Annotated in this window: 28 protein-coding genes and 1 riboswitch; of the genes, 9 read left to right on the top strand and 19 right to left on the bottom strand. The window is 72.0% G+C overall.

Annotated elements, in window-relative coordinates; genetic code table 11:
- Window positions 1-21 precede the first annotated feature (21 nt).
- On the bottom strand, window positions 22-837 hold the full coding sequence (locus J5X75_RS12285) for an alpha/beta fold hydrolase (protein ID WP_208467687.1): 816 nt from the start codon (window positions 835-837) through the stop codon (window positions 22-24).
- A 94-nt stretch (window positions 838-931) separates the two neighbouring features.
- Window positions 932-1,034: riboswitch (TPP riboswitch) on the top strand.
- A gap of 70 nt (window positions 1,035-1,104) precedes the next feature.
- Between J5X75_RS12285 and J5X75_RS12280 the strand changes: the two genes are divergently transcribed.
- Genes J5X75_RS12280 through J5X75_RS12260 form a run of 4 tightly spaced genes read left to right on the top strand, consistent with a single transcriptional unit; the run spans window position 1,105 to window position 5,116 of the window.
- A complete protein-coding gene (locus tag J5X75_RS12280) occupies window positions 1,105-1,695 on the top strand; it encodes an ECF transporter S component (protein WP_208467482.1) in 591 nt (196 codons plus the stop codon).
- Between the two features lie 3 nt (window positions 1,696-1,698).
- Window positions 1,699-3,129, top strand: coding sequence for an ABC transporter ATP-binding protein (locus tag J5X75_RS12275; protein WP_208467481.1), 1,431 nt, complete (start codon window positions 1,699-1,701; stop codon window positions 3,127-3,129).
- Window positions 3,126-3,929: an energy-coupling factor transporter transmembrane component T family protein gene (locus tag J5X75_RS12270; RefSeq protein ID WP_208467480.1), complete on the top strand. Its 804-nt coding sequence runs from the start codon at window positions 3,126-3,128 to the stop codon at window positions 3,927-3,929. Before J5X75_RS12275 ends, J5X75_RS12270 begins: the two co-directional genes overlap by 4 nt.
- Complete coding sequence (locus J5X75_RS12260) at window positions 3,926-5,116, top strand: methylenetetrahydrofolate reductase (RefSeq protein ID WP_238487758.1); 1,191 nt, start codon at window positions 3,926-3,928, stop codon at window positions 5,114-5,116. The genes J5X75_RS12270 and J5X75_RS12260 overlap by 4 nt, the downstream gene beginning before the upstream one ends.
- Here the strand turns inward: J5X75_RS12260 and J5X75_RS12255 are convergent.
- From J5X75_RS12255 to J5X75_RS12245, 4 genes are all read right to left on the bottom strand, one after another.
- Window positions 5,107-6,018, bottom strand: coding sequence for an aldo/keto reductase (locus tag J5X75_RS12255; protein WP_307798045.1), 912 nt, complete (start codon window positions 6,016-6,018; stop codon window positions 5,107-5,109). The genes J5X75_RS12260 and J5X75_RS12255 overlap by 10 nt on opposite strands.
- A gap of 99 nt (window positions 6,019-6,117) precedes the next feature.
- Complete coding sequence (locus J5X75_RS12250) at window positions 6,118-6,333, bottom strand: PIN domain-containing protein (protein ID WP_208467479.1); 216 nt, start codon at window positions 6,331-6,333, stop codon at window positions 6,118-6,120.
- Window positions 6,326-6,544, bottom strand: coding sequence for a PIN domain-containing protein (locus J5X75_RS46375; protein WP_372450865.1), 219 nt, complete (start codon window positions 6,542-6,544; stop codon window positions 6,326-6,328). Before J5X75_RS46375 ends, J5X75_RS12250 begins: the two co-directional genes overlap by 8 nt.
- Window positions 6,541-6,762, bottom strand: a complete 222-nt coding sequence (locus tag J5X75_RS12245) for a DUF2191 domain-containing protein (RefSeq protein ID WP_307798044.1) — start codon at window positions 6,760-6,762, stop codon at window positions 6,541-6,543. The genes J5X75_RS46375 and J5X75_RS12245 overlap by 4 nt, the downstream gene beginning before the upstream one ends.
- A gap of 112 nt (window positions 6,763-6,874) precedes the next feature.
- Between J5X75_RS12245 and J5X75_RS12240 the strand changes: the two genes are divergently transcribed.
- Entirely contained in the window at window positions 6,875-7,168 is a 294-nt protein-coding gene (locus J5X75_RS12240) for an MTH1187 family thiamine-binding protein (RefSeq protein ID WP_208467478.1), read from the top strand.
- Window positions 7,165-7,845 carry an HAD family hydrolase gene (locus J5X75_RS12235; RefSeq protein WP_238487757.1) on the top strand — a complete coding sequence of 227 codons (681 nt, stop codon included), beginning with the start codon at window positions 7,165-7,167 and terminating at the stop codon, window positions 7,843-7,845. Before J5X75_RS12240 ends, J5X75_RS12235 begins: the two co-directional genes overlap by 4 nt.
- Here the strand turns inward: J5X75_RS12235 and J5X75_RS12230 are convergent.
- A complete protein-coding gene (locus J5X75_RS12230) occupies window positions 7,832-8,614 on the bottom strand; it encodes an isoprenyl transferase (protein WP_208467477.1) in 783 nt (260 codons plus the stop codon). The two genes, J5X75_RS12235 and J5X75_RS12230, sit on opposite strands and share 14 nt — an antisense overlap.
- Window positions 8,611-9,387 (bottom strand): DNA repair protein RecO, encoded by a 777-nt coding sequence (gene recO, locus J5X75_RS12225; protein WP_208467476.1) that lies wholly within the window; start codon window positions 9,385-9,387, stop codon window positions 8,611-8,613. The genes J5X75_RS12230 and recO overlap by 4 nt, the downstream gene beginning before the upstream one ends.
- 106 nt (window positions 9,388-9,493) lie before the next feature.
- On the opposite strand from recO, the gene J5X75_RS12220 reads away from it, so the two are divergent.
- Entirely contained in the window at window positions 9,494-10,264 is a 771-nt protein-coding gene (locus J5X75_RS12220; protein ID WP_208467475.1) for a DUF4097 family beta strand repeat-containing protein, read from the top strand.
- Here J5X75_RS12220 and J5X75_RS12215 read toward each other — a convergent pair.
- The 8 genes from J5X75_RS12215 to J5X75_RS12180 all read right to left on the bottom strand — a co-directional run bounded on the left by J5X75_RS12215 (window position 10,251) and on the right by J5X75_RS12180 (window position 17,892).
- Complete coding sequence (locus J5X75_RS12215) at window positions 10,251-11,294, bottom strand: acyltransferase family protein (RefSeq protein ID WP_208467474.1); 1,044 nt, start codon at window positions 11,292-11,294, stop codon at window positions 10,251-10,253. The two genes, J5X75_RS12220 and J5X75_RS12215, sit on opposite strands and share 14 nt — an antisense overlap.
- An 82-nt stretch (window positions 11,295-11,376) precedes the next feature.
- Window positions 11,377-12,252 (bottom strand): GTPase Era, encoded by an 876-nt coding sequence (gene era / locus J5X75_RS12210; RefSeq protein WP_208467682.1) that lies wholly within the window; start codon window positions 12,250-12,252, stop codon window positions 11,377-11,379.
- 482 nt (window positions 12,253-12,734) lie between these two features.
- A complete protein-coding gene (locus J5X75_RS12205; RefSeq protein ID WP_208467473.1) occupies window positions 12,735-13,115 on the bottom strand; it encodes a cytidine deaminase-like protein in 381 nt (126 codons plus the stop codon).
- Window positions 13,108-14,457, bottom strand: coding sequence for a hemolysin family protein (locus J5X75_RS12200; RefSeq protein WP_208467472.1), 1,350 nt, complete (start codon window positions 14,455-14,457; stop codon window positions 13,108-13,110). The genes J5X75_RS12205 and J5X75_RS12200 overlap by 8 nt, the downstream gene beginning before the upstream one ends.
- Before the next feature lie 2 nt (window positions 14,458-14,459).
- Window positions 14,460-14,930: an rRNA maturation RNase YbeY gene (ybeY, locus tag J5X75_RS12195; RefSeq protein ID WP_208467471.1), complete on the bottom strand. Its 471-nt coding sequence runs from the start codon at window positions 14,928-14,930 to the stop codon at window positions 14,460-14,462.
- A gap of 24 nt (window positions 14,931-14,954) precedes the next feature.
- Window positions 14,955-16,034: a PhoH family protein gene (locus tag J5X75_RS12190; RefSeq protein ID WP_208467470.1), complete on the bottom strand. Its 1,080-nt coding sequence runs from the start codon at window positions 16,032-16,034 to the stop codon at window positions 14,955-14,957.
- Window positions 16,035-16,150: 116 nt separating this feature from the next.
- On the bottom strand, window positions 16,151-17,548 hold the full coding sequence (locus J5X75_RS12185; RefSeq protein ID WP_208467469.1) for a serine hydrolase domain-containing protein: 1,398 nt from the start codon (window positions 17,546-17,548) through the stop codon (window positions 16,151-16,153).
- Window positions 17,545-17,892 carry an HIT domain-containing protein gene (locus J5X75_RS12180; protein WP_307798043.1) on the bottom strand — a complete coding sequence of 116 codons (348 nt, stop codon included), beginning with the start codon at window positions 17,890-17,892 and terminating at the stop codon, window positions 17,545-17,547. Before J5X75_RS12180 ends, J5X75_RS12185 begins: the two co-directional genes overlap by 4 nt.
- A gap of 73 nt (window positions 17,893-17,965) precedes the next feature.
- Here J5X75_RS12180 and J5X75_RS12175 point away from each other — a divergent pair, with 73 nt between their 5' ends.
- Window positions 17,966-20,332 carry a beta-glucosidase family protein gene (locus J5X75_RS12175; RefSeq protein WP_208467467.1) on the top strand — a complete coding sequence of 789 codons (2,367 nt, stop codon included), beginning with the start codon at window positions 17,966-17,968 and terminating at the stop codon, window positions 20,330-20,332.
- A 40-nt stretch (window positions 20,333-20,372) separates the two neighbouring features.
- Here J5X75_RS12175 and J5X75_RS12170 read toward each other — a convergent pair whose 3' ends face one another.
- The 3 genes from J5X75_RS12170 to hrcA form a co-directional block, all read right to left on the bottom strand.
- Window positions 20,373-21,107: a 16S rRNA (uracil(1498)-N(3))-methyltransferase gene (locus tag J5X75_RS12170; protein ID WP_208467466.1), complete on the bottom strand. Its 735-nt coding sequence runs from the start codon at window positions 21,105-21,107 to the stop codon at window positions 20,373-20,375.
- A gap of 199 nt (window positions 21,108-21,306) precedes the next feature.
- Complete coding sequence (gene dnaJ / locus J5X75_RS12165; protein WP_208467465.1) at window positions 21,307-22,443, bottom strand: molecular chaperone DnaJ; 1,137 nt, start codon at window positions 22,441-22,443, stop codon at window positions 21,307-21,309.
- Between the two features lie 34 nt (window positions 22,444-22,477).
- On the bottom strand, window positions 22,478-23,503 hold the full coding sequence (hrcA, locus tag J5X75_RS12160) for a heat-inducible transcriptional repressor HrcA (protein ID WP_208467464.1): 1,026 nt from the start codon (window positions 23,501-23,503) through the stop codon (window positions 22,478-22,480).
- Window positions 23,504-23,633: 130 nt separating this feature from the next.
- Here hrcA and J5X75_RS12155 point away from each other — a divergent pair, with 130 nt between their 5' ends.
- On the top strand, window positions 23,634-24,101 hold the full coding sequence (locus tag J5X75_RS12155; protein ID WP_208467463.1) for a DUF4870 domain-containing protein: 468 nt from the start codon (window positions 23,634-23,636) through the stop codon (window positions 24,099-24,101).
- Window positions 24,102-24,104: 3 nt separating this feature from the next.
- Here J5X75_RS12155 and hemW read toward each other — a convergent pair whose 3' ends face one another.
- Window positions 24,105-25,304, bottom strand: a complete 1,200-nt coding sequence (hemW, locus tag J5X75_RS12150; RefSeq protein ID WP_208467462.1) for a radical SAM family heme chaperone HemW — start codon at window positions 25,302-25,304, stop codon at window positions 24,105-24,107.
- Window positions 25,305-25,325: the final 21 nt, after the last annotated feature.

Raw genomic sequence — 25,325 nt, 5'->3', positions numbered from 1 at the left:
CGTTCCCCGCCGGAGGATCCGTCAAACGCCGATCCGGGCCAGGACGGCGTCGGCGAGCTCACGTGGCGCCTGTTCGGGCACCCAGTGGCTGACCCCGCGCATGGCCACCATCTGGTAGTCGCCCCGCACCCAGTCCCGGGTCCGCAGCGCGGCGGTGAGCCCGACCACCCCGTCCTTGTCGCTCCACACGTACGTGGTGGGCACGGTCACCACCCCCAGCCCGGCGACCTCCTCGCCGGCGAACGCCCGGTACCAGTTGAGCCCGCCGGTCAGCCGGCCCGGCTCGCGCATCGCCGCCACGTACTGTTCGGCGCGCATCCCGATGGGGCGCAGCATGAGCCGCAGGGCGAGCGAGTGCCGGGCGGACAGCGCCTTCTCGGCGATCGCGGAGCGGAACAACCCGAAGTAGGCGAGCCGGGCCCGCTGGGAGGGCCGGACCCGGAGGGCGAGCAGCAACGCCCGCGGGTGTGGCACGGAGATCGCGGTCAGGGTCCGGACGCGGTGCGGGTGACCGGCGGCCAACTGCCAGCCGACCTGGGCGCCCCAGTCGTGGCCGACCACGTGGGCGCTCTCGATGCCGAGGGTGTCGAGCACGGCGATGGCGTCGTCGGTGACCTCCGCCATCCGGTACGCCGAGACCGCCGTGGGCCGCGCGCCGGGCGAATATCCGCGCTGGTCCAGGGCGTACGTCCGCAGCCCGGCCGCGTGCAGCCGGGGCAGGATCAGGTCGAACTCACGGGAGTCCTGCGGGAATCCGTGGAGCAGCAGGACCGGATCGCCGTCCGAAGGTCCCCCCTCGTACACATCGAACGTCATGCCTCTGGCCTTGACCTCGATCACGTGATCACTACCTCCCTGTGCCGCGCTGCTACCAGGTGTTACGGTCATCGAAGCACATCCACCGAGGCTTTGCCGCGACAGCGGACGGGCTTCGATCCGACAGGGGAGCGCACAGCGCTGAGAGTGCGGGCGACCGCAGACCCTCGTACCTGATCTGGGTAATGCCAGCGCAGGAAGTTCGGTCCTCTCCAGCCGCGTCGTGCCCGGGCACCGCAGCCCGGTTCGCGGCGTGCGTCTCCTCCCGGTGTCCGCTGGGAGGCGTACATGAAAGACATCAACCCGAACCGGTGGCGCACGATAGACATCGTGATCGCCTCGGTGATCGCCGTGGCGTTCGGCGTCATCTTCTGGGCGTGGGGCAACCTCTGGGTGATCACCGAGGGCGCCTTCGCCTTCTTCCCCCCGTCGCAGACCGTGCTGTACGGCGTCTGGCTGATCCCGGCCGTGCTGGGCGGCCTGATCATCCGCAAGCCGGGCGCGTCGCTCTACACCGAACTGGTGGCGGCGCTCGTGTCCGGGCTGCTCGGCAGCACCTGGGGCATGACCGTGGTCTGGCAGGGCCTGGCGCAGGGCCTCGGCGCCGAGCTGGCCTTCGCGACGTTCCGCTACCAGTCGTTCCGGATCGGCACCGCGCTGCTGGCCGGCACGCTGACCGGCGTGAGTGCGGCGATCTTCGACTTCTTCGTGTGGAACTCGGAGACCGCCCTCTGGTCGTACCGGATCCCGTACGCGCTGATCACCGTCCTGAGCGGCACCGTGATCGCCGGCCTCGGCTCCTGGGCGCTGGTCCGGGCGCTGGCCCCGACCGGTGTGCTGGACCGGTTCGGAGCCGGCCGCGAGCGGGCAACCATCTGATTCATGAGTGAGGTTCGGCTTCGCGGATTCGGGTGGCGGCACGCCGGTCGCCGCGCCTGGGCGGTCCGCGGCCTGGACCTGGAGATCCGGCACGGCGAGCGGGTGCTGCTGCTCGGTCCCTCGGGGGCCGGCAAGAGCACCCTGCTCGCCGCGCTCGCCGGCCTGCTGCCGGAGGACTCCGGCGAGTCCGAGGGCGCCATCGAGATCGACGGCCTGGACCCGCGCAAGGCCCGCGAGCGGGTCGGCATCGTCTTCCAGGACCCGCAGACCCAGCTCGTGATGGCCCGCAGCGGCGACGACGTGGCGTTCGGGCTGGAGAACCGGGGAGTGCCGGCCGCCGAGATCTGGCCACGGGTGTCCGACGTCCTGGATCGGGTCGGCTTCCCGTACCCGATCAACCGGCCCACCGGCGCGCTCTCCGGCGGCGAGGCGCAACGTCTCGCCCTGGCCGGGGTCCTGGCCCTGCGGCCCGGACTGCTGCTGCTGGACGAGCCGACCGCCAACCTCGACCCGGCGGGCGCCGCCCTGATCCGGGACGCGGTGGCCCGGACCGCCGATCCCTCGACCACGCTGATCATCGTGGAACACCGGGTGGCCGAGGCGCTCGCGCTGGTCGACCGGGTCGTGGTCCTGGAGCCGGGCGGTGGCGTGCGCGCCGACGGCACGCCCGAGCTGATCTTCGCCGCCTACGGCGACAAACTCGCCGGCGAGGGCGTCTGGGTGCCGGGGTTCAGCACGCCGCCGGTCAAGGCCACCACAAAACCGGCAGACGATCTGGTACGCGTGACGCGCGCCGCGGTCACGAAACGCCTCCCACCCGTCTCACTGTCCGCCGGAGCCGGCGAGGTGGTGGCGGTGACCGGGCCCAACGGCGCCGGCAAGTCCACGCTGGCGCTGCTGCTCGGCGGTCTGCTGGCACCGACGTCCGGCCGGGTCGAGGCGTTCGGGGACCGCCGCCCGCCGCACCGCTGGCGGGCCGCCACCCTCACCGGGCGGATCGGGTCGGTCTTCCAGAACCCGGAACACCAGTTCGTCACCGGGCGGGTCGCCGACGAACTGGCGCTCGGGCCGCGCCGGCTGGGCCGCACCCCCGAGCAGATCCGCCGCATCGTCGACGACCTGCTGGACCGCCTGCGGCTGACCCGGCTCGCCGAGGCGAACCCGTACACCCTCTCCGGTGGCGAGGCGCGCCGGCTGAGCGTGGCCACGGCGCTGGCCACCGCGCCCCGGCTGCTGGTGCTCGACGAACCCACCTTCGGCCAGGACCGGCGCACCTGGCGGGAACTGGTCGACCTGCTGGCCGGGCTGCGCGACGACGGTCACGGGGTGGTCGCCGTCACACATGACGACGCTTTCGTCCGTACCCTCGCTGATCGAACCGTGCCGCTCGGAGAGCCGGCGCCGGACCCGCTGCCGCGGAGGTCCCGTCCGTGACCCTGTCCGTGGAGCCGATCGCCGATCCCGGCGCGCCGCTGGCCCGCCGCAACCCGGTCGCCAAGCTGGGCGCCGCGCTGCTGTTCATGCTGCCGCTGATCCTGTCCGTCGACCCGTTCGCCCCGTCCGCGGCCCTGGTCGTGGAGTTGCTCGTGCTGCCGTTCTTCGGCATCCGGATGCGGCTGCTGGCCCGTCGGCTGGCGCCGCTGCTGCTCACCGCGGGCGGCATCCTGGTCACCATGGTCCTGTTCGCCGGGGAGCGGACCGGGGACACCGTGGCGTCGCTCGGCCCGATCGACGTCACCACCGGCGTGCTGGCCACCGCGGGCGCGCTGGTCCTGCGGATCTTCGCGATCGCGCTGCCCGGCATCGTGGTGTTCGCCACCACCGACCCGACCGACCTGGCCGACGCGCTGGTGCAGAACGCGAAGGCCCCGGCCCGGTTCGCGATCGGGGCGCTGGCGGCGTTCCGGCTGGTGCCGCTGCTCGGAAGCGAGTGGCGGGCGCTCACCCTGGCCCGGCGGGCACGCGGGGTGGACGCCGGGCGCAACCCGCTGGCCAAGCTGCGGCTCTTCGCGTCGACGGCGTTCGCGCTGCTGGTCGGGGCGCTGCGGCGCGGGGTGCGGCTGGCGGTGGCGATGGACGCCCGGGGGTTCGACGCCGGCGTCCCGCGGACCCACGCGCGGGTGCAGCACTTCACGGCGCCGGACGCGGTCCTGCTGGCCGCCGCCCTCCTGACCGGTCTCGCGATCCTCACCCTCACGCTGGCACTCGGCCACTTCAACCCGATCATCGGTTGACCGTTCGCCGGGCGGTCGACCCGGACATCGTGAAGACCCGTTCCGAGCTGCCCGGCCTGCTCACCTTCCAGGGCCTGGCGTGGAACATCCCGGCCGCCGAGCACGCCACCGTCTTCGTGCACCCCGGCCGGAACGAGGTCGAGGTCCTCAAGCAGTTCGAGACCCGGTACGACGGCTCGCTGCTGCGCCGGCCACTGATCGCAGAGCGGGACGGGACGTGTGCGATGCCCGGCCGGGCCGGGGCTACCCCTACTGTGGGTCGCATGTCTCGTCCCCCCTTGCGACAGCTCCTGGCCGAGGCCCGCAGTGGTGTGCTGCTGTTCAGCATCACCCCGCCGCGGAGCCACGCCACCGAGGACCGGATCAGCGAGATCGCCGAGGTCACCCTGAAGCGGCTCGGCACTCTCGATGTCGACGGCCTGATCCTGTACGACATCGACGACGAGTCCGACCGGAACCCGGACGAGCGGCCGTTCCCGTACCTGCCGACCCTCGATCCGGCGCGCTACTACAGCCGGCATCTGGCGGCCGGCTGGCGGGAGCCGGTGATCATCTACCGCTGTGTCGGCAAGTACCCCGAGGACGAGCTGCGGGGCTGGCTGGCCGGCGCCGGCGACCAGGTGCTGACCGTCTTCGTGGGCGCCTCCTCGGGCGGCAAGCCGGTGCACACCGGTCTGCGCCGGGCCCAGGAGCTGCGCAACGAGGTCCGCCCGGATCTGCCGCTCGGCGCCGTCGTGATCGGTGAACGCCGCGACGAGCATCTGCGCATGCTGGCCAAGCAGGAGCGGGGCGCCGGGTTCTTCGTGACCCAGGTGATCTACCACCTGAACGACACGAAGAACCTGCTCAGCGACTACTACCTGGAGTGCCGGGACCGCGGCGTGGACCCCCGGACGGTGATCTTCACGCTGTCGCTGTGCGGCTCGCTGAAGACCCTGGAGTTCGTCCGCTGGCTCGGTGTGGACGTGCCCCGCTGGCTGGAGAACGCGATCCGCCACTCGCCCGACCCGCTCGCCGAGTCCTACCGGCAGTGCATGCTGATCGCCCGGGATCTGATCGACTTCTGCGAGCACCTGGGCATCCCCTACGGCTTCAACATCGAGAGCGTCTCGATCCGCAAGGCCGAGATCGAGGCCACCACCGAGCTGGCCACCGAGATCGCGGCCCTCCTCGGCCGTCAGCGCTGATCGATTTCCGCCAGCTCCTCGGCGGTGAGCCTGATCGCACCGGCGGCGACGTTCTCCTCCAGGTGAGCGACGTCGCCGGTGCCCGGGATCGCCAGCACATGCTCGCCCTGATGCAGCGTCCAGGCGAGCCGCACCTGGTGCCCGGTGACACCCCGCTCCCGCGCGATCCGCCACTCCGGCCCGTCGTCCCCCGCCGTCACGCCGCTCTCCCGCTTCGGCCCGTCCTCACGCTTCGGCCCGGCGATCGCGAAGAACGGGACGAAGGCGATCCCGCGGGCGCCGCACTCACGCAGCAGATCCTCGTGCCGCCGGAGATCCGTGGCGAAGGCGTTCTGCACACACGTCACCGGCGCGATCCGCTGGGCCTCGCCGAGCTGCTCGACGCCGACGTTGGAGATCCCGAGATGGCGGATCAGCCCTTCCGCACGCATCTCGGCCAGCGCCCCGAACCGCTCCGCGAACCTCTCCCGGTCCCGCACGATCCGCAGATTGACCAGGTCGAGGGCTTCCACACCGAGCCGCCGCAGATTCTCCTCCACCTGCCGGCGCAGCTGCTCCGCGGTGATCGCCTCACCCCAGCCGCCCTCCGCCAGCGGATCCGGCCCCACCTTCGTGACGATCATCAAACCTTCGGGGTACGGCGTGAGCGCCTCCCGGATCAACGCGGTCGCATACCGAACCGGGCCCGGCTCACCGTCCAGAATCCCGCCCGGCGAGAAGTAGAAGGCCGCCGTGTCGATGTGATCCACCCCGAGCTCAACGGCCCGGCGCAGCACCCGAACCGCCCGTTCCCGATCGGCCCGCACGGTGAGCCGCATCGACCCGAACCCCATCCGGTTGACGAACGTGTCCCCGAGCTTCCACCGTCCGGCCACTGACGCATCGATTCGCTCCACTGTCACCCGGCGAAGCTACGCCCCGCCCCGGGCCCCTGCACTCGGCCACGCTCCCGATACCGGCGAATCGCCATCCCTGATAGTTTTCAGACAGAGCCACTGCCCTCAGTTGACCGACCCGGGCTCCGCGATCCACCGCACCGGCTGCCCGGTCACCTCAGCAACCTTCACGAAGTCACGGTCGTAGTGCAGGATCGTCATCCCGTGCGCCTCCGCCGTGGCCGCCAGCAACAGATCGACGGGGCCGGCGGACCGTTGAGCGCCGCACCTGGTGAGAAGCTCCTGAACCTCAGCCGCTCGGTCGAAGATCGCATCAGGCATGAACACCCAGTTGTATCGATTTCGAATGGTCGACTCGATCTCCTTCCGATGGTCGACCGACCGACCGGGCGGCGAAAAAGATCTCCAATTCTGTCAGCGGGCACACCGCCAAGGTCCCCGCAGCGAACCAGGGGCGCCACGCGTCCCGCAGGGCGGACTCGCGGGCGAGGCGAACATACGCACTGGTATCCACGAGGTACTTCACTGTCATCGGCGGTAGTTCCGCTTGTCCAGCAGCTCGTCGAAATCGCCGGCCCGCCCCATCCGGCCGAGTTCCTCGAGGGCCTCGACTCTCTGGCGGACGGCGACGATCTCGCGAAGTGCCGCGTTGACCGTGTCACCCGCCGTCGTCGTACCCAGAATCTTCGCGGCCTCCATCAAAGCCCGCGCATCGATGTTCATCGGCTCATCCACCACGGCGACCCCCACGAAACCACTTCCCTCCAGAGTAGTGCTGTTTGCTAGGGACAACGTGCTCAACGCCTAGGGTAGTCGTACGCATTGATCGACTCAAGCGCGAGCCACCTGGAAGGATGAGGGAATGCTGGTTGCCTTCTCCGTCACGCCCATCGGGACCGGGGACTCCGTCGGCGATGCCGTCGCCGAAGCGGTCCGGGTGGTCCGCGCCTCCGGTCTGCCGAACCGGACCGACGCCATGTTCACCACCATCGAGGGCGAGTGGGACGAGGTGATGGCCGTCGTGAAGCAGGCCGTCGACGCCGTCGCGAAGGTGTCGCCCCGGGTCAGCCTGTCGCTGAAGGCGGACGTCCGCCCCGGCGTGACCGGCGCGCTGACCGCCAAGGTGGAGCACATCGAGCGGGTGCTGGCCGAATGAGGCGCCTGGTGATGTGGGACATCGACTACACCCTGCTGCGCGGCGGCGGGGTGACGACGCGGGCCTGGAAGGCGGCGTTCACCGAGGTGACCGGGGTGGAGTGGCGGGACACGCCGGCCTTCGGCGGGCGGACCGACACGGACATCTGCACGGAGGTGTTCGCGTCGCACGGGGTCACCGACTGCACGCCGGAGCGGTTCTTCGCCCGCTACGTCGAGGTGGTCCACGAGATCCGGCACGAGTTCGCCGAGCAGGGCGCGCTGATGCCGGGCGTGCGGGAGGTGCTGGCCCGGCTGGCCGGCGACCCGGCGGTGGTGCAGACCCTGGTGACCGGCAACGTCCCGCAGGTGGCCGCGGTGAAACTGGCCGCCTTCGGGCTGGGCGGCGAGTTCGACGCCGAGGTGGGCGGCTACGGCACCGACCACGCGGTCCGGGCGGTCCTGGTGCGCCGCTGCCTGGAGCGGGCACAGGCGAAGTACGGCGAGGCCTTCCACCCGGTGGTGATCGGCGACACGGTTCACGACGTGACGGCGGCCCTGGCCAACGGGGCGGTCGCGATCGCCGTGGCGACCGGCCGCACCGCCGCGGACGAGCTGGCCGCGGCGGGCGCGCACGTGGTGCTGCCGGATCTGGCGGACACCGACGCCGCCGTGGAGGCGCTGGCTACGTCGGGCTGACCGGGTTGGGCAGGGCCCCGCCGAAGCGGCGGTCGCGCTGGGCGTAGAGCTCGCACGCATACCACAGGTGGCGGCGGTCGAAGTCGGGCCAGAGGGTGTCGAGGTAGACCATCTCCGCGTACGCCGACTGCCAGAGCAGGAAGTTGGACGTGCGCTGCTCCCCGGACGGGCGCAGGAACATGTCCACCTCCGGGATCTCCGGGTGGTAGAGGTAGCGCGCGATGGTCTTCTCGTTGACCTTGTCGGCCTTGAGCTTGCCGGCCGCCACGTCCCGGGCGATGGCGGCCGCGGCGTCCGCGATCTCGGCCTGGCCGCCGTAGTTGACGCAGAACTGGAGGGTGAGCGTGCTGTTGCCGCGGCTCATCTCCTCGGCGGTCTGCAGCTCACTGATGACGCTCTTCCACAGCCGGCCGGCGCGCCCGGACCAGACCACCCGCACGCCCAGGTCGACCAGCTGGTCACGGCGGCGGCGGATGACGTCCCGGTTGAAGCCCATCAGGAAGCGGACCTCCTCGGGCGAGCGCTTCCAGTTCTCGGTGGAGAACGCGTACGCCGAGAGGTAGGGGATGCCGATCTCGATGGCGCCCTCGATGGTGTCGAAGAGCGAGTGCTCGCCCTGCTCGTGGCCCTTGGTCCGGGCGAGCCCGCGATCCTTGGCCCAGCGGCCGTTGCCGTCCATGACGATGGCCACGTGCTTCGGCAGCGCGGCCGACGGCAGCCGGGGTGGCTGGGCTCCGGAGATGTGTGGGGTGGGCGGACGCGGGCTCAAGGGTTCAACTCCCGTCGATCGACAAGCGGGAGCGAGCGCAGCGCCCGCTCCATGTGCCATTGCAGGTGGGCGGCGACCAGACCGCTGCACTCGCGGCGCACCGCGGCCTCGGCGGCGTCCGCGACGGTCCAGTCGCCGGAGGTGAGTGCGGACATCAGGCCGAGGGTGGCCGGGCTGGGGTGGGCGGCGCCGGGTGGGCGGCAGTCGGGGCAGACCGCGCCGCCGGCCGGGACGGCGAAGGCGGCGTGCTGCCCGGGGGTGCCGCAGACCGCGCACTCGGTGAGCGCGGGGGCCCAGCCGGCGAAGGCCATGGCGCGCAGCAGGTAGGCGTCCAGCACCAGGCCGCCCAGGTGCTCGCCGGCCGCCAGGGCCTTCAGCGCGCCCAGGGTGAGCTGGAAGAGCCGGAGCGCGGGCTCCCGCTCGACCGGAGTGAGCCGCTCCGCGGTCTCGCAGATGGCGCTGGCCGCCGTGTAGCGCGGGTAGTCGGTGAGGAAGTTCTTGCCGAACAGGGTGACCGCCTCGACCTGGCTGACCGAGTGCAGCGAGCTGCCCAGCCCCTCGGGGGAGCCGGCGAGCTGCAGGTCGATGTGGCCGAACGGTTCGAGCCGGGCGCCGAACCGGGAGTTGATCCGGCGGACGCCGCGGGCGACGGCGCGCAGCCGGCCGTGGCGCCGGGTCAGCAGGGTGACGATCCGGTCGCTCTCGCCCAGTTTCTGCACACGGAGCACCACCGCGTCGTCGCGGTAGAGCTGGCGGCGGTATCCGGCGGGCACCCCGCCATTCTGCCCGGTACCTACGACAGACCCTGACCCGGATCTCAGGGTTGACTCCGGGACGGAACCCGATGGTTTTCCCGGACGACGGAAATAGGTTCGACCCATGAGCCGAAGAGTTGCCCTGATCCTCGCCGCCGTCACGGTGGGCGGCACCCTGGCCGGCTGCGACGGCGCGGTGGGCGCGCGGCTGACCTTCGAGGACACCGAGACCGTCAAGGTCACCGAGATCGTGCTGTCCGGCCGGCACAGCGACGTCCGGATCACCGGCAGCGAGACCGCGACCGAGACGACGATCCGGCGGATCATCAGCGGCGACAGCGACCCGGGCACCACCTACCAGCGCAAGGACGGGGTGCTGACCCTGACCTCCGACTGCGGGCCGGACTGCTCCGTCGACTACGAGATCACCGCGCCCGCGGCGGTCACCGTGCGGGGCGAGCTGACCTCCGGCGACGTGGGCCTGATCGGGGTGGGCCCGGTCGACATCCGCCTCACCTCGGGCGACGTGATGGTGGACCACGGCACCGGCCCGGTGAAGGTGCGGGCGACCTCGGGCGACCTGAACGTGGTGGGCCGCTCCGAGGTGACCCTGGAGGCCCAGTCCGGCGATCTCAGCGTGCTGAACGCCGCCGGCCCGGTCACGGTCCGCAGCACCTCCGGCGACATCGACGTCCAGTTGTCCGAGGCGTCCTCGGTGACCGCGGCCGCCACCAACGGCGACGTCCAGGTGATGGTGCCGGCCGGCGCCTACCGGATGCGCACCGGATCGAGCTCCGGCGACCAGGAGGTGGCCGGCATCACCAACGACCCGAAGGCCACCGCCGTGCTGGACGTGCACACCCGCAACGGCGACGTGAGCGTCATCGCAGGCTAGAGACCGGGTCGGGCGAGGAGGCGGCCGGCGCCGGCGAGACCGGTACGGGGACCGGCCGCCCGGGCAGCAGGGTGGCCCGGCGCCCGGCGGCCAGGTCCTCCACCCAGCCGACCGCGGCGGTCACCACGCCGAGCAGCAGGAAGACCACGGCCGTACGCCAGCCGATGCCGACCCAGCCCTCGACCGGAAGACCGTGCCGCTCGCCCCACTGGGTCACCGCGACGATCACCGGCACGTGCCAGAGGTAGATCGTCAGCGCCCGTGCGTTCAGCAGGGTCAGCACCCGGTGGCCGCGCACCATCGGCTGGACGCATCCGAGTGCGACCAGGATGAACGCGGCCGACCAGAGCGCGTTGCCGAGCGGGATGTCGTTGAGGTCGTAGCCACGCGGCCCGGGATGGGTCAGCACCCAGACGGCGGCGGGCACGGCGAGCCCGGCGGCGATGGCGAGCAGCCGTTTCCGGCCGAGTCGCGCCAGGTGCCCGTCGTGGTGGGCGAATCCGAGCAGCCAGGCCCCGCCGTACAGGGTCAGGCCGTGCACCACCGGCGGGACGGTCACCTCGGCCAGGGTGATCGCCAGCAGCGCCAGGAACGGTGTCAGCACGGTCGCCACCGGGAATCTGCGGTAGAGCGGCAGCGCGAGCGGCGACAGCAGCACCATCCAGAGGAAGTCCCGCAGATACCAGGTGTGGCTCAGCCCCTGCATCCACCAGCCGGTCGCCTCCGGGGTGTCCAGGGGGAACCCCCAGAGCAGGAGCATCGGGTTCACGCTCGACGTGCCGGTGGCCAGCATGGTCGTGATCGCGATCATGGCGATCACCCACAGCGAGGGCAGCAGCCGGCGGATCCGCCGTTCCACCGCCCACACCCCGAACCGGTCCAGCGAGGCCGCCATCAGCGAGCCGGCCAGGGCGAACATCACCGACATGGCGGGCAGGACCACGGTGAGCGCGGTCCAGCCGGTCAGGTGATAGACGACCACCCGGACGGTCGCCACAGCGCGCAGCAGGTCCAGGTACCGGTTTCGCATGGCCCAAGGTGTTACCCCCGAATGGCCGACCTGTGCAAACTATGGTGAAGTTCACCATAGTTGGCAAATGTCCAAGTTTCGATTAAAAACCGAGCTTACGCAGTTGTTTCGGATCGCGCTGCCATTCCTTGGCGACCCGAACGTGAAGATCCAGGTAGACCCGCCGGCCGATCAGGTTCTCGATCTCGGTACGCGCCCGCGAACCCACCTCCTTGAGCCGCGCGCCCCGGGTCCCGATGACGATCGACTTCTGACTGTCGCGCTCCACGTAGAGATCCGCGTAGATCCGGGTGAGGTTGCCCTCGACCAGCATCTCCTCGACCATGACCGCGATCGAGTGGGGCAGTTCGTCGCGCACGCCCTCGAGCGCCGCCTCCCGGATCAGCTCCGCGATCAGCACCTGCTCCGGCTCGTCGGTCAGCACGTCGTCCGGGTAGAGCTGCGGCGACTCCGGCAGGTGCTTGACCAGCACGTCGGTCAGGGTCTCCACCTGATGGCCGGAGACCGCGCTCACCGGGACGATCTCCGCGAAGTCGTACAGCTCGGAGACCGCGAGCAGGCGCTGCGCCAGGGTGGCCGGGTCGACCAGGTCGACCTTGGTGACCACCGCGATGACCTTGGCCTTCAGCTCGCTGATCTCCGACGAGATGAACCGGTCGCCGCGCCCCACCGGCTCGTCCGCCGGGAAGCACACCCCGATCACGTCGACCTCGCTCCACACCTCGCGGACCAGGTCGTTCAGCCGCTCGCCGAGCAGGGTCCGGGGGCGGTGCAGGCCCGGGGTGTCGACCAGGATGAGCTGGGCGTCCGGCCGGTGCAGGATGCCGCGGATGACGTGCCGGGTGGTCTGCGGCTTGTTCGAGGTGATCGCGATCTTCTGACCCACGATCGCGTTCGTCAGCGTCGACTTCCCGGCGTTCGGCCGTCCGACGAAACAGGCGAAACCGGCACGGTACACCCCATCGTCACGCTTCGCGGCACTCGCGGCCTTGTGCCGGTGTTTCTTCGGCGAAAACCCTTTCCCGGTACGCGGTGAGCCGTCGACAGAAGCCCCACCCCGTCCCCGGGAGCTCGTGGGAAGCCCGGCCTTACCGGCAGGTTTTCCCTCACTCCCGCCACGGCGGGGCGCGGTCGGCGTACCCGGTGCTGCGGAAGCCCGGCCCGCGCCGGAGCCGCCGCGCGACCGCCCGCCCTGCTCCGCGCCCTGATCCGCGGCCCGGCGCGCCGCCCGCCGCTCCTGACGCCGCAGCTCGTTGCGCTCCCCCGCGGTGAGACGGCGCTCGTCCGGCGCCTGCTTCGGAGCCTGACCACGCAGCGAGGCGGGCGCCTGCTTCGGGGCCTGACCACGCAGCGCGGCGGGCGCCTGCTTCGGGGCCTGACCACGCAGCGCGGCGGGCGTCTTCTTCGGAGCCTGACCGCGCTTCTCCGGCTGGTCCGCCATCACTGGACCGTACCGGTGAGCGTGCCGCTCGGGCCCGCCACGTGGATCGGCGCTCCGGCCGCCAGGTCACGCACCGCGGCGTGGCCCGCGCCCTCCAGCTCGGTGGACTCGGTCACCACGGCGGCCGCCTCCAGCCGGGTCGCCCCGGACGCGGCCGCCTGCGCGACCGCCAGCTGCAACGCCGTCACCGACAGGTGGGGCAGCGCGACGGTCGCCGCGGCGTAGGTGCGGCCGTCCTGATCACGCACCGCCGCGCCCTCGGCCGCGCCCACCCGGGCACGGGAGCTGCGCGCGAGGGTCACCAGTTTGGCGTCCTCGGCGCTCAGCGAAGTGTCACCGGCGCCCGGAACGGCGACGGCGGCGAAGGTCTGGTCAGGCATCGGCGGGTTGTCTTTCCTCGTTCTCGGCAACGTTCTCATCGTCCTGCTCGGCGGCGGGCTCCGGTCGCACCCGGCGCACCAGCACCGAGTCGATCCGGTTGCGCCGCCCGGTGGCGCCCTCCGCGGTCAGGTGCAGGCCCCCGACCTCCGCCTCGGCGCCCGGAATGGGCACCCGGCCCAGCGTCTGCCCCAGCAGGCCGCCGACCGTCTCCACCTCGTCGGCGGGCAGCTCCACGCCGTACACCTCGCCCAGGTCCTCGATCGGCAGCCGCGCGGCCACCCGCACCGCCCCGTCCTCCAGGTACTCGATGGGTGGGCGCTCCACGTCGTACTCGTCGGTGATCTCGCCGACGATCTCCTCGAGGATGTCCTCGATCGTCACGAGGCCGGCGGTGCCGCCGTACTCGTCCACCACGATCACCAGGTGGTTGCGGGCCGCCTGCATCTCGGAGAGCAGGTCGTCGACCGGTTTCGACTCGGGCACGAAGTTGGCCGCGCGCATCGCCTCGGCCACCGCCTGGGCGGTCGCGTCGGGATTGCCGTTCTGGGTGAGCCGGATGACGTCCTTGAGGTAGAGCACACCCAGCACGTCGTCGACGCTCTCGCCGATCACCGGGATCCGCGAGAAACCCGACCGCAGAAAGAGGAAGAGCGCCTGCTGCAACGTCTTGGCCGCCTCGATCCACACCATCTCGGTCCGCGGCACCATCACCTCGCGGGCGATCGTGTCACCGAGGGTGAACACCGAGTGGATCATCTCGCGCTCGCCGTGCTCCACCACACCGCGCTGCTCGGCCAGGTCGACCAGCTCCCGCAGCTCCACCTGGCTGCCGAACGGCCCCTCCGGGAACCCCTTGCCGGGCGTCACCGCGTTACCGATCAGGATCAGCAGCTGGGCCAGCGGGTTGAGCACCCGGCCGAGCCAGCGCACCAGCGGGGCGGTCGCCCGGCCCACCGCGTACGCGTGCTGGCGCCCGATGGTGCGCGGGGCCACCCCCACCACCACGAAGCTGACCAGCGTCATGGCGCCCGCCGAGACCAGCGCGGCCCGCCAGCCGACACCCCAGGTGTCCACCGCGACCAGGGCCACCAGCGTGGTGGCGGTCAGTTCGCAGAGCAGCCGCAGCAGGAGCAGCAGGTTGACGTAGCGGACCACGTCGGAGGCCACCGCGGCCAGCGCGCCCGCACCGCGGCGGCCCTCCCGGGCCAGCTCGGTGGCGCGCGCGTGCGAGACGGTGGCCAGCGCGGCGTCGGTCATCGAGGCCAGGCCGGCGAGCAGCACCAGAGCGACCGCGAGGAGGATCAGTTGCAGGTCCGGCAGCCCGGCCGACGCGGGGTCCATGATCAGCCGGCTCTACGCCCGGCGCGCCAGCTCTGCAGCAGCTTGTTCTGCAGGGCGAACATCTCGCGCTCCTCCTCCGGCTCGGCGTGGTCGTAGCCGAGCAGGTGCAGGGCGCCGTGCACGGTGAGCAGGTGCAGCTCGTCGGCGGCGGCGTGCCCGGCCGCGGCGGCCTGCTTGGCGGCCACCTCAGGGGAGAGCACGATGTCGCCGAGCAGGGCCGGCTCACCGGTGCCGGACTCGCCGGGGCCGTGGTCGACGCTGCCCTCGTCCATCGGGAACGCGAGCACGTCGGTCGGTCCGTCGCTGCCCATCCACCGATGGTTCAGCTCGGCCATGTACTCGATGTCGACGAGCAGGATCGACAGCTCGGCGAGCGGGTTGACCCCCATCTCGTCCAGGGCGTGCCGGGCAACCGCGAGGATCGCGTCGGTGTCGACCTCGACTCCCGACTCGTTGGCGATCTCGATGGACATAGTGGTGCGATTACCCCTTGCGAATCAGCGCCGGCGGCCCGGTGCCCGGCCACCGCTGGCGGCCCGGCCCGGCACGGCGTGGACGGATTGTGCCGACTGTTGTTCCTGGACGGCGTCGTAGCGGGCGTACGCGTCGACGATCTCGGCGACCAGCCGGTGCCGCACCACGTCGGAGCTGGACAGCTCCGCGAAGTGCACGTCCTCCACGTCGCGCAGGATCTCCCGCACGATCTTGAGGCCACTGGTGGTCCCGCCGGGCAGGTCGATCTGGGTGACGTCACCGGTCACCACGATCTTCGCCCCGAAGCCGAGCCGGGTCAGGAACATCTTCATCTGCTCGGGCGTGGTGTTCTGCGCCTCGTCCAGGATGATGAACGCGTCGTTGAGCGTGCGGCCACGCATGTACGCCAGCGGCGCGACCTCGATCGTCCCGGCGGCCATGAGGCGCGGGATGGACTCGGGGTCGAGCATGTCGTGCAGCGCGTCGTAGAGCGGCCGCAGGTACGGGTCGATCTTCTCGGTCAGCGTGCCGGGCAGGAAGCCGAGCCGCTCCCCCGCCTCGACCGCCGGCCGGGTCAGGATGATCCGGTTGATCTGCTTGGCCTGAAGTGCCTGGACCGCCTTGGCCATGGCCAGGTACGTCTTACCGGTGCCGGCGGGGCCGATGCCGAAGACGATCGTGTTCTGGTCGATGGCGTCGACATACTTCTTCTGGCCCAGCGTCTTGGGCCGGATGGTGCGCCCACGCCGGGACAGGATGTTGAGGGTGAGCACCTCGGCGGGACGCTCGGAGGTGTTCTCCTCCAGCATCCGCAGGGTGCGGCGGACGGCGTCGACGCTGAGCGTCTCGCCCTTCTCGATCAACTCGATCAGCTCGGAGAAGAGGCGCTCGGCCGTCGCGTTCTCCGCCGGATCGCCGGTGATGGTGATCTCGTTGCCACGGACGTGCACGTCGCTGTCGAGGTTGCGCTCGATGAGCCGGAGGATCTCGTCCTTGGCGCCGAGCAGGTTCACCATGATCTTCGGATCGTCCACCGAGATCTTGGTCTGCGCCCGCACCGGGCTGGTCGAGCCAGTGCTGGATTCGTTCGGCGTACCGGTCATAGGGTGGCCCGAAGGGCCTCCGCCACCTGCTCTCTTCTTCTTAGCCGCCCCGGGTCGGGCGGCTCGCTCAAGGATCGTGCCATCCTATCCGCTCGGCCGCCCGCCCGCCGATGCCATTATCGCCGGTTGGTGGTTTCCGGCCCGTCGCTCGCCGGGCCGCCGTCGAAGCCCTCCTGCAGACGGGTGAACCGGTAGGTCGCCCAGTGCATCCGGACCACCGCCCCGCTGTCGTCCCGGGTGAGCCGCAGCAGCTCGCCGGCCTCCCGCCCGGAGACGGTACGCAGCACGTCGGGCCGGTCCGGCAGCGGCTCGAAGATCGCCGGCGGGCGCCCGGCCGGCGCCTCGGCGGCCCGCGCCTGGAGCCGGCCGTCGTGCCAGGCGAAGACGAACTCCATGCCCTCGCTCCACCAGCGGCCGAGCACCGGCCGGTACGCGGTCGGCGTGGGCGGGCCGGCCCGCCAGGGCCGGATCTCCGCCGGGTCCAGCTCGGCGGCGAGCCGCAGCAGCTCGTGGACCAGCTCGTTGGTCTGCCCGGCGGTGCCGGACGAGCCGAGCACCGCACAGCCGAGCGCGCCCGGGTTGCCGTCGCCGCCCCGCCGGCCGTAGACGCCGGCCAGGAAGCCGGGCATGGCGCCGTCGTGGCCCACGTGCATGACCCGCTTGCCCTCCGGGACCAGGATCAGGCCGAGCCCGAACCCGGCCGCCCAGAGGCTCTCGTCGGTGGTGGTGAGCGGCCAGCGCATCTCGTCGACGGTGTCCGCGGCGAGCACCGCGCCGGCCGGGTCGGTGATCTCCGGGCTGGCCAGGAAGGCGGCCCACTTCGCCATGTCGGCCGCGGTGCTCCACAGCTGGGCGGCCGGGGCGATGCCGCCGACGTCGACCGGCGGCTCCGGGCGGGCCGCGTCGGAGTAGGCGTCGACCAGGTAGCCGACGGCCGCGTCCGCGGGCCGGCCGACCGTGGTGTGTTCCAGGCCGAGCGGGGTGAGGACGCGCTCGGTGAGGATCTCGGCCCAGGTGCCGCCGCGCAGGCCGGCGACCATCTGGCCGAGCACGGCCAGCCCCAGGTTGGAGTAGTGGAACCGCCGGGCGTTGGGCAGGACCCGCTCGGCCCGGTCCAGTTCGGCGAGCATCCGGCCGGCGTCCGGGGCGATCAGGGTGTCCCAGACGTCGCCGTACGGCTCCCGCTGGAACCCGGCCGTGTGCGAGAGCAGCCGGCGGACCGTGGCGTCGCCGTGCGCCGGCACGTCGAGGTACTTGCCGATCGGCGCGTCCAGGTCGACCAGGCCCTCGTCGCGGGCCTGCATGACCAGCACCGCCGTGAAGGTCTTGGTGACCGACCCGATCCGGAACGGGGTGCCCGGCCCGAGGGGGTGGTCCGGGTTGCCGGAGTCGCCGACGGTGAAGACCCACGGCTCCCGGTCGGCGCGGTGCAGCGCCACCGAGAGCGCGGGTATCCGGCCGTCGGCCTGGGCCCGGCGGGCGGCGCGCTCGTAGCGAGGGGTGGGCGCGCTCACGACCGGGCCAGCATCGGTCCGAGCGGGGCGCCGCCGACGACGTGCGCGTGCACGTGGAAGACGTCCTGTCCCCCGTGCTCGCCGGTGTTGAAGATGACCCGGAAGCCGTCGGTCAGGCCCTCCAGCTCGGCGACCTTCGCGGCGGTGGCCAGCACGTCGGCGGCGGCGGCCGGATCGGCGGCCAGCTCGATCACGTTCGCGTGGTGGGCGACCGGGATGACCAGGACGTGGCTGGGCGCCTTCGGGTCGATGTCGCGGAAGGCGAGGGTGGTCTCGGTCCGGTGCACGACGGTCGCGGGGATCTCGCCGCCCAGGATGCGGCAGAACAGGCAGGTGTTTTCCACCTCATGGATCTTATGGCCGGGGGTGTGCTCAGATGGGCGTCGGAACCGCCGACACACTCCTGGGAGCGCTCTCATGACCGATCTCGACGACCTTCTCGGCCGGCTCACGCTGGTGGAGAAGGTGTCCCTCCTGACCGGACAGGATTTCTGGTCGCTACCGGCCGTGCCCCACATCGGGCTGCGGTCGCTGGTCATGTCGGACGGGCCGGTCGGCGTCCGGGGCACCGGCTACACCCCCGAGGACCCGTCCGTGGCCCTGCCCAGCCCCACCGCGCTCGCCGCCACCTGGGACACCGCGGTCGCCGAGCGGGCCGGCCGGCTGCTCGGCCAGGAGGCCCGGCGCAAAGGTGTGCACGTGCTGCTCGGCCCGACCGTCAACATGCACCGCACCCCGCTGAACGGCCGACACTTCGAGTGCTACTCCGAGGACCCGCTGCTGACCGGGGAGATCGCCGCCGGGTTCGTGGCCGGCGTACAGGCGCACTCGGTCGGCACCACGGTCAAGCACCTGGTCGGCAACGACTTCGAGACCGACCGGATGACCGTGGACGTACGCATCCCGGAGCGGGCGTTGCGGGAGATCTACCTGGCCCCGTTCGAGCGGGTCGCGGCGGCCGGCGGGTGGGGCGTGATGAGCGCGTACAACGGGGTCAACGGCACACCGATGGCCGCCAACGGGCGCCTCCAGGACGAGATCCTCAAACGGGAGTGGGGCTTCGACGGGGTGGTCGTCTCGGACTGGCGGGCCGCCCGGGACACCGTGGCGGCCGCGCTCGGCGGGCTCGACATCGCGATGCCGGCCATGGACAACCCGTGGGGCCCGGCCCTGGTCGAGGCGGTCCGCTCCGGAGCCGTGCCGGAGGAGGTCGTCGACGACAAGGTGCGCCGGGTGCTGCGGCTCGCCGCCCGTACCGGGGCCCTGGACGGGCACCGCCTGCCCGAGCCGCCGCCGGCCGAGGACGGCGACGCGGTGGCGCACGAGGTGGCGGTCCGGTCGTTCGTCCTGGCCCGCAACGAGCGCGCCACCCTGCCGCTGCGGGCCGCCGACCTCACCCGGGTCGCGGTGATCGGCGCGCTGGCCACCGACGCGCGGGTGCTCGGCGGCGGCAGCGCGCAGGTCACCCCGCGGCACGTGATCTCCCCGCTGGACGGGTTGCGCGCGGCGCTGCCCGGCGTCGACGTGGCCCACGCGGTCGGCGCCGATCCGCGCCCGTTCCTGCCGCCCGCGCAGGGCCCGGACTGGGCGCCGTTCACCTTCTCCGCCGAGGGGCGGGACTTCGGCGTGGACACGGCCACCATCCGCTGGCTGGGCGACCCGCCCGGTGGGCTGCCGGTGGCCGCGATCAGCACCCTCGAACTGCGTACCGAGATCACCCCGGCGACCGGCGGCGACCACGTGCTGGCGGTCTCCGGGTTCGGCGCGTTCCACCTGGTCGTCGGCGGCGAGACGCTCTACCAGGGCGCGCTGCACCCGCCCGGCACCGGCCGCGCCGACCTGCTGCTGCACCCGCGTGAGCGGCGGTTCACCGTACGGCTGGAGGCCGGCGTGCCGGTGCCGGTGCTGCTGCGGCAGACCTTCGAGCCGGGCATGGCCCACTCGGTCTCCACCACGCTCGGCCACCGGGCGCCCGGTCCGGACGACGACGGCCTGATCGCCGAGGCGGTCGAACTGGCCGCCCGTTCGGACGTGGCGGTCGTCGTGGTCGGCACCACCGAGCAGGTCGAGTCGGAAGGCTTCGACCGGGTCTCGCTGGCCCTGCCCGGCCGCCAGGACGAGCTGGTGTCCCGGGTGGCCGCGGCCAACCCGCGCACGATCGTGGTGGTGAACGCCGGCTCACCGGTGCTGCTGCCCTGGTCCGAGGAGGCCGCCGCGGTGCTGCTCACCTGGTTCCCCGGGCAGGAGGCCGGCGCCGCGCTGGCCGACGTGCTGCTCGGCGTCGCGGAGCCGGGCGGCCGCCTGCCCACCACCTGGCCACGCCGGGAGGAGGACTGCCCGGTCCTCGAGGTGCGCCCCTCGGGCGGCACGCTCGCCTACGGCGAGGACGTCCGCATCGGCTACCGCGGCTGGTCGGCCCGCCCGCTCTTCGCGTTCGGTTCCGGTCAGGGCTACACCACCTGGGCGTACGGGGAGATCGCACTCGACGGCACGACGGCCCGGGTGACGCTCACCAACACCGGCGACCGCCCCGGCCGGGAGGTCGTGCAGGTGTACCTGTCGGCGGACCGGCCCGGCCCGGTGGACCGCCCGGAGCGGTGGCTCGCCGGTTTCGCCACCGCCACGGCCGCACCCGGCGAGACGGTGACCGTGACGGTCCCGCTGCCCGAACGCGCCTTCCAGGTGTGGGACGACGGCTGGCGCACGGTTCCGGGCGACTACACGGTGACCGCCGCGCACGCCCTCGACGCCCCCCGGCTGACCACCACCCTGACCCTTCCCTGACCTCACCCCTCCAGCCGGCCGTCAGAGCCGGCTGGAGGGGTCACCAGCGGGTCAGGCGGCTGTTCAGGACGGCCAGGGCGGCCACTCCGGCGGTGGAGGTGCGCAGCACCGCGGTGCCCAGGCGGACCGGGGTCGCGCCCGCCTCGCGGAAGGCCTCCAGCTCGGCGTCGCTGATGCCACCCTCGGGGCCGACCACCAGGACGATGTCGCCCTGCTCCGGCAGAGCGGCGGTGGTGAGGCGCCCGGTTGCCTCCTCGTGCAGCACGAAGGCGGCCGCCGCGCCGGCTATCCGGGCCGCCACCACCTTGGTCGAGCAGTCGGGGTCGCCCGTCACCACCGGCAGCCAGGAGCGGCGGGCCTGCTTGGCGGCCTCACGGGTGGTGGCCGCCCACTTGTCGCGAGCCTTGACACCACGGTCGCCGCGCCACTGGGCCACCGACCGGGACGCCGCCCAGGGCAGGATCTCGTCCACCCCGACCTCGGTCATCGCCTGCACGGCCAGCTCGCCCCGGTCACCCTTGGCGATGCCCTGGACGACGACCAGCCTCGGGTCGGCGGCCGGCTCCTGGCCGACCGCGCTGACCATCACCTCGACGCTGCCCCGCCCGACCGCGGTGACCTCGGCCCGGGCGGTGCCGCCGCGGCCGTCGGCGAGGATCAGCGCCTCACCGACCCGAAGTCGCTGCACGGTGGCGGCGTGATGCCCCTCCGGGCCGTCCAGCGTGTACGACGATCCAGCGGGCAGGCTCTCGACCAGGAACAGTGGCGCGGACATCCCTGAGACGCTACCCCTCCCGGCGCGGGGAGGGGTGAGCGCGACCACTCACGCACGCCGCCGGGTGGGGGTGGCCGTTCAGGAGCCGCCAGGCGACTGGCCGCCCCCGCCCGGCCCTCGGCGGGAGCGACGGTCCGGACCCACCACCCGGCCACGACATCAAGATCTTGACCTTCGGGAGGCCCTCGGCGGATCTGATCTAGTGGCCGTTGAAGGCGTCGCGCATCCGGCTGAAAAAGCCGCCCTGCTTGGAGAGCTCGGCCACGTCCTCGCCGCGGGTCTTGGCGAACTCGCGCAGCATGCGCTCCTGGTCGGCGGTGAGCTTGGTCGGCGTCTTGACGTCGAGGTGCACGAAGAGCTCGCCGCGGCCCTGGCCGCGCAGGTGCGGGACGCCCTTGCCGCGGATGCGCAGCGTGCTGGCCGGTTGGGTGCCCGGTTTGACCTCGATGTTCTCTTCGCCGTCGAGGGTCTTGATGGTCATCCGGGTGCCGAGCGCGGCCGCGGTCATCGGCAGGGTGACCCGGCAGTGCAGGTCGTCGCCCTTGCGCGAGTAGACGTCGTGCGGTCGCTCGTGGATCTCCACGTAGAGATCGCCGGCGGTGCCGCCGCCGGGACCGACCTCGCCCTGCTGGGCCAGGCGGATCCGCATGCCGTCCTCGACGCCCGCCGGGATCTTGACGGTGAGCGAGCGGCGTGTCCTTATCCGGCCGTCGCCGGCGCAGGTGGGGCAGGGGGTCGGGATGACCGTGCCGTGGCCCTGGCAGTTCTGGCAGGGGCGCGACGAGACGACCTGGCCGAGGAAGGTGCGCTGCACCGACTGGACCTCGCCGCGGCCCGCGCAGACCTCGCAGGTGGCCAGGTGGGTGCCGGGCGCGGTGCCGGCGCCGGAGCACTGGGTGCAGAGCACCGCGGTGTCGACGGTGATCGGCGCCTCCACCCCGAAGGCGGTCTCCACCAGGTCCAGTTCGAGACGCAGGATGGCGTCGGCGCCGGGACGGGTGCGCGGGCGCGGGCCCCGGGAGCCACCGCCGGCGGCCGTGCCGAAGAAGGCGTCCATGATGTCCTGGAAGCCGACGAACGGGCCGGCGCCGCCGGCACCGCCGGGCATGCCGCCACCGGGCGCGAGCGGGTCACCGCCGAGATCGACGATCTGGCGCTTCTGGTCGTCGGAGAGGACCTCGTACGCCGCGTTGATCTCTTTGAACTTGTCGTGCGCTTCCGGATCCGGGTTGACGTCCGGGTGGTACTGCCGAGCGAGTTTGCGGTAGGCGCGCTTGATCTCGTCGTCGGTTGCCTCCCGGCTCACACCGAGAATTCCGTAATAGTCCTTGGCCACGGGGTTTGGAGTCCTCAATGTCTGCGCGAATCCGTCAATTCTGTGCCAACAGGTCGCCAACGTAGCGTGCCACTGCACGAACGGTAGCGATAGTGCCGGGGTAGTCCATCCGCGTGGGCCCCAGCACGCCGAGCCCACCAACGATCGTGGTGCCCGGTCCGTAACCACTGCTCACCACGGACGCCGACCGCAGGTTGTCGATCTCGTTCTCGTCACCGATCCGGACCCGGGTGGTCCGGGGCTCCAGGTCGCCGATGAGCTTCAGCAGGATCACCTCCTCCTCGAGAGCCTCGAGGACGGGCCGCAGCGTGCCCTGGAAGTCCAGCACACCGCCGCGTGTCAAATTCGCCGTGCCGGCGAGGGCGAGGCGCTCCTCACTCCGCTCGACGAGGGTCTCCAAGAGTACCGACGCGAGGCATGCCATCGTGGCCCGTCGCTCGGGCTCGTCACACTCGTCGACCAGCCGCTGCACCAGCGGCGGGGTGTCGGCGAGCCGCTGGCCGGAGAGCTTCTCGTTGACGCGACGGCGCAGGTCCCACACGTCGCGGTCGGGCACCGGGCCGGGCATCTCGACGAGGCGCTGCTCGACCCGCCCGGTGTCGGTGATCATCACGAGCATCAGGCGGGTGGTGGAGATCGGCACGAGTTCCAGATGGCGCACCGAGGAGCGGGAGAGCGACGGGTACTGGACGACGGCGACCTGGCGGGTGAGCTGGGCCAGCAGGCGAACTGTGCGGTGCACCACATCGTCCAGGTCGACGGCGCCGATCATGAAGCGCTCGATCGCGCGGCGCTCGGCCGGGCTGAGGGGCTTGATCCGGGTGAGCCGGTCGACGAAGAGCCGGTAGCCGGCGTCGGTGGGGACCCGGCCGGCGCTGGTGTGCGGCTGCCGGATGTAGCCCTCCTCCTCCAGCACCGCCATGTCGTTACGCACGGTGGCCGGAGAGACGCCGAGCTTGTGCCGGTCCACCAGGGCCTTGCTGCCGACCGGCTCCTGGGTCTCGACGTAGTCCTCGACGATCGCCCGGAGCACCTCGAGCTTGCGGTCATCCAGACTCATATGACCCCTCCCCCTGCTGGCACTCCCGCTAATAGAGTGCCAGTCTACGACGCCCCGGGCGGCAACGCGATGATCGAAAGTACCTGCCTGGTCGTCGACCGGCTCGATAGCGGGCCCTAGCGTGTCTTTCATGACCGAACAGCCCCGCCCGCCGGACGACGACCCGACCGCCCGCTATCAGCCGCCGGGCGGACATCCACCGCCTCCCTACAACCCGCCTCCGGGGTACGGCTACGGCTACCGGCCGCCGTCCACCGCCGGCGACGAGCGCACCTGGATCCTGGTGGCGCACTTCGGCGGGGCGGCCGGCGCGTTCTTCGGCGGCACGTTCTTCGGCTGGATCGCGCCGCTGGTCGCCCTGCTGGCCCGGGGCAACACCTCGCCGTACGTGCGGGAGGAGGCCGTCAAGGCGCTCAACTTCCAGCTGCTCTGGGGCATCATCGGCCTGGTCGGCAGCCTGCTCATCTGCGTCGGCGTGGGAATCTTCATCGTCGGCGCGGCCTGGCTCGTCGCCACCATCCTGGGTGTCGTCGCCGGCGTGAAGGCGGCCAACAACGAGCCGTTCGACTATCCGCTGAGCGCGCGCTTCATCAGGTGAGACTCACACCACGTCACGGATGACCGCGTCGGCCAGCAGGCGGCCGCGCAGCGTGAGCACGAGGCGGCCGTCGTCGTACGCCCCCGGCTCGAGCAGCCCGTCCGCCAGGGCCCGCGCGGCGCCCGTGGCGTCGACCCGGTCCAACCGGATGCCGTCGCGCAGCCGGACCCGGAGCATCACGTCCTCCATGTGCCGGTCGTCACCGCTCAGCTTCTCCCGGGCGTGACCCGGCGAACTCCCGGCGGCCAGGCGTTTCGCGTAGGTCACCGGGTGCTTGACGTTCCACCAGCGGACCCCGCCGACGTGGCTGTGCGCGCCCGGCCCGAGACCCCACCAGTCGGCGCCGGTCCAGTACAGCAGGTTGTGCCGGCACTCCCCGCCCGGCTTCGCCCAGTTGGACACCTCGTACCAGGTGAGACCGGCCGCACTCAGCGCGGCCTCGGCGGCCAGGTAGCGGTCGGCGGCCACGTCGTCCGAGGGGTACGGCAGTTCGCCCCGGCGCATCCGGCCGGCCATCCGGGTGCCGTCCTCGACGATCAGGGCGTACGCGCTGACGTGGTCCACCCCGGCGCCGATCACGGCGTCCAGCGAGGCCGCGAAGTCCTCCGGGGTCTCGCCCGGCGTGCCGTAGATCAGGTCGAGGTTGACGTGCTCGAACCCGGCCTCGCGAGCCTCGGCGGCGGCCCGCGGCGCCCGCCCGGCGGTGTGCCGGCGGTCCAGGACCCGCAGCACGTTCTCGGCGGCCGACTGCATGCCCAGCGAGATCCGGGTGAACCCGCCCCGGCGGAGTTCGCGCAGGTAGGCCGGGTCCACCGACTCCGGGTTGGCCTCGGTGGTCACCTCGGCGCCGGGGGCCAGACCCCAGGTGCGGTCGATGCCCTCCAGGATCCGGGCCAGGTCGCCGGCCGGCAGCAGGGTGGGTGTGCCGCCGCCGACGAAGACGGTGTCCACCCGGCCCGGCTCGATCACCCGGGCGGCCAGGGCCAGCTCGGCCAGAACGGTGTCGGCGTACTCCTCGCGGCTCGCCCCGCCGCCCAGCTCGCTCGCCGTGTACGTGTTGAAGTCGCAGTAGCCGCAGCGGCTGGCGCAGAACGGGACATGGACATAGACGGCGAAACCGTCCTTACCGACCTCACGGGTCGCTTCGTCGGGGAGCGACCCGTCGTCGGGTACGGGTTCGCCATCGGGGAGTGCGCCGGCCATCCAGCAAGCGTAGTTAAGGTT

It is taken from the genome of Actinoplanes flavus, assembly GCF_017592555.1.
In the GTDB taxonomy this organism is placed as follows: domain Bacteria; phylum Actinomycetota; class Actinomycetes; order Mycobacteriales; family Micromonosporaceae; genus Actinoplanes; species Actinoplanes flavus.
This window is presented reverse-complemented; position numbering and strand designations above follow the sequence as displayed.

Coding starts and splice junctions, on each gene's coding strand:
- J5X75_RS12280 (WP_208467482.1), top strand. CDS start 1,105: ATGAAAGACATCAACCCGAACCGGTGGCGCACGATAGACATCGTGATC.
- J5X75_RS12275 (WP_208467481.1), top strand. CDS start 1,699: ATGAGTGAGGTTCGGCTTCGCGGATTCGGGTGGCGGCACGCCGGTCGC.
- J5X75_RS12250 (WP_208467479.1), bottom strand. CDS start 6,333: ATGCCTGATGCGATCTTCGACCGAGCGGCTGAGGTTCAGGAGCTTCTC.
- J5X75_RS46375 (WP_372450865.1), bottom strand. CDS start 6,544: ATGACAGTGAAGTACCTCGTGGATACCAGTGCGTATGTTCGCCTCGCC.
- J5X75_RS12240 (WP_208467478.1), top strand. CDS start 6,875: ATGCTGGTTGCCTTCTCCGTCACGCCCATCGGGACCGGGGACTCCGTC.
- J5X75_RS12235 (WP_238487757.1), top strand. CDS start 7,165: ATGAGGCGCCTGGTGATGTGGGACATCGACTACACCCTGCTGCGCGGC.
- J5X75_RS12220 (WP_208467475.1), top strand. CDS start 9,494: ATGAGCCGAAGAGTTGCCCTGATCCTCGCCGCCGTCACGGTGGGCGGC.
- J5X75_RS12215 (WP_208467474.1), bottom strand. CDS start 11,294: ATGCGAAACCGGTACCTGGACCTGCTGCGCGCTGTGGCGACCGTCCGG.
- J5X75_RS12205 (WP_208467473.1), bottom strand. CDS start 13,115: ATGCCTGACCAGACCTTCGCCGCCGTCGCCGTTCCGGGCGCCGGTGAC.
- J5X75_RS12200 (WP_208467472.1), bottom strand. CDS start 14,457: ATGGACCCCGCGTCGGCCGGGCTGCCGGACCTGCAACTGATCCTCCTC.
- ybeY (WP_208467471.1), bottom strand. CDS start 14,930: ATGTCCATCGAGATCGCCAACGAGTCGGGAGTCGAGGTCGACACCGAC.
- J5X75_RS12190 (WP_208467470.1), bottom strand. CDS start 16,034: ATGACCGGTACGCCGAACGAATCCAGCACTGGCTCGACCAGCCCGGTG.
- J5X75_RS12175 (WP_208467467.1), top strand. CDS start 17,966: ATGACCGATCTCGACGACCTTCTCGGCCGGCTCACGCTGGTGGAGAAG.
- J5X75_RS12170 (WP_208467466.1), bottom strand. CDS start 21,107: ATGTCCGCGCCACTGTTCCTGGTCGAGAGCCTGCCCGCTGGATCGTCG.
- hrcA (WP_208467464.1), bottom strand. CDS start 23,503: ATGAGTCTGGATGACCGCAAGCTCGAGGTGCTCCGGGCGATCGTCGAG.
- J5X75_RS12155 (WP_208467463.1), top strand. CDS start 23,634: ATGACCGAACAGCCCCGCCCGCCGGACGACGACCCGACCGCCCGCTAT.
- hemW (WP_208467462.1), bottom strand. CDS start 25,304: ATGGCCGGCGCACTCCCCGATGGCGAACCCGTACCCGACGACGGGTCG.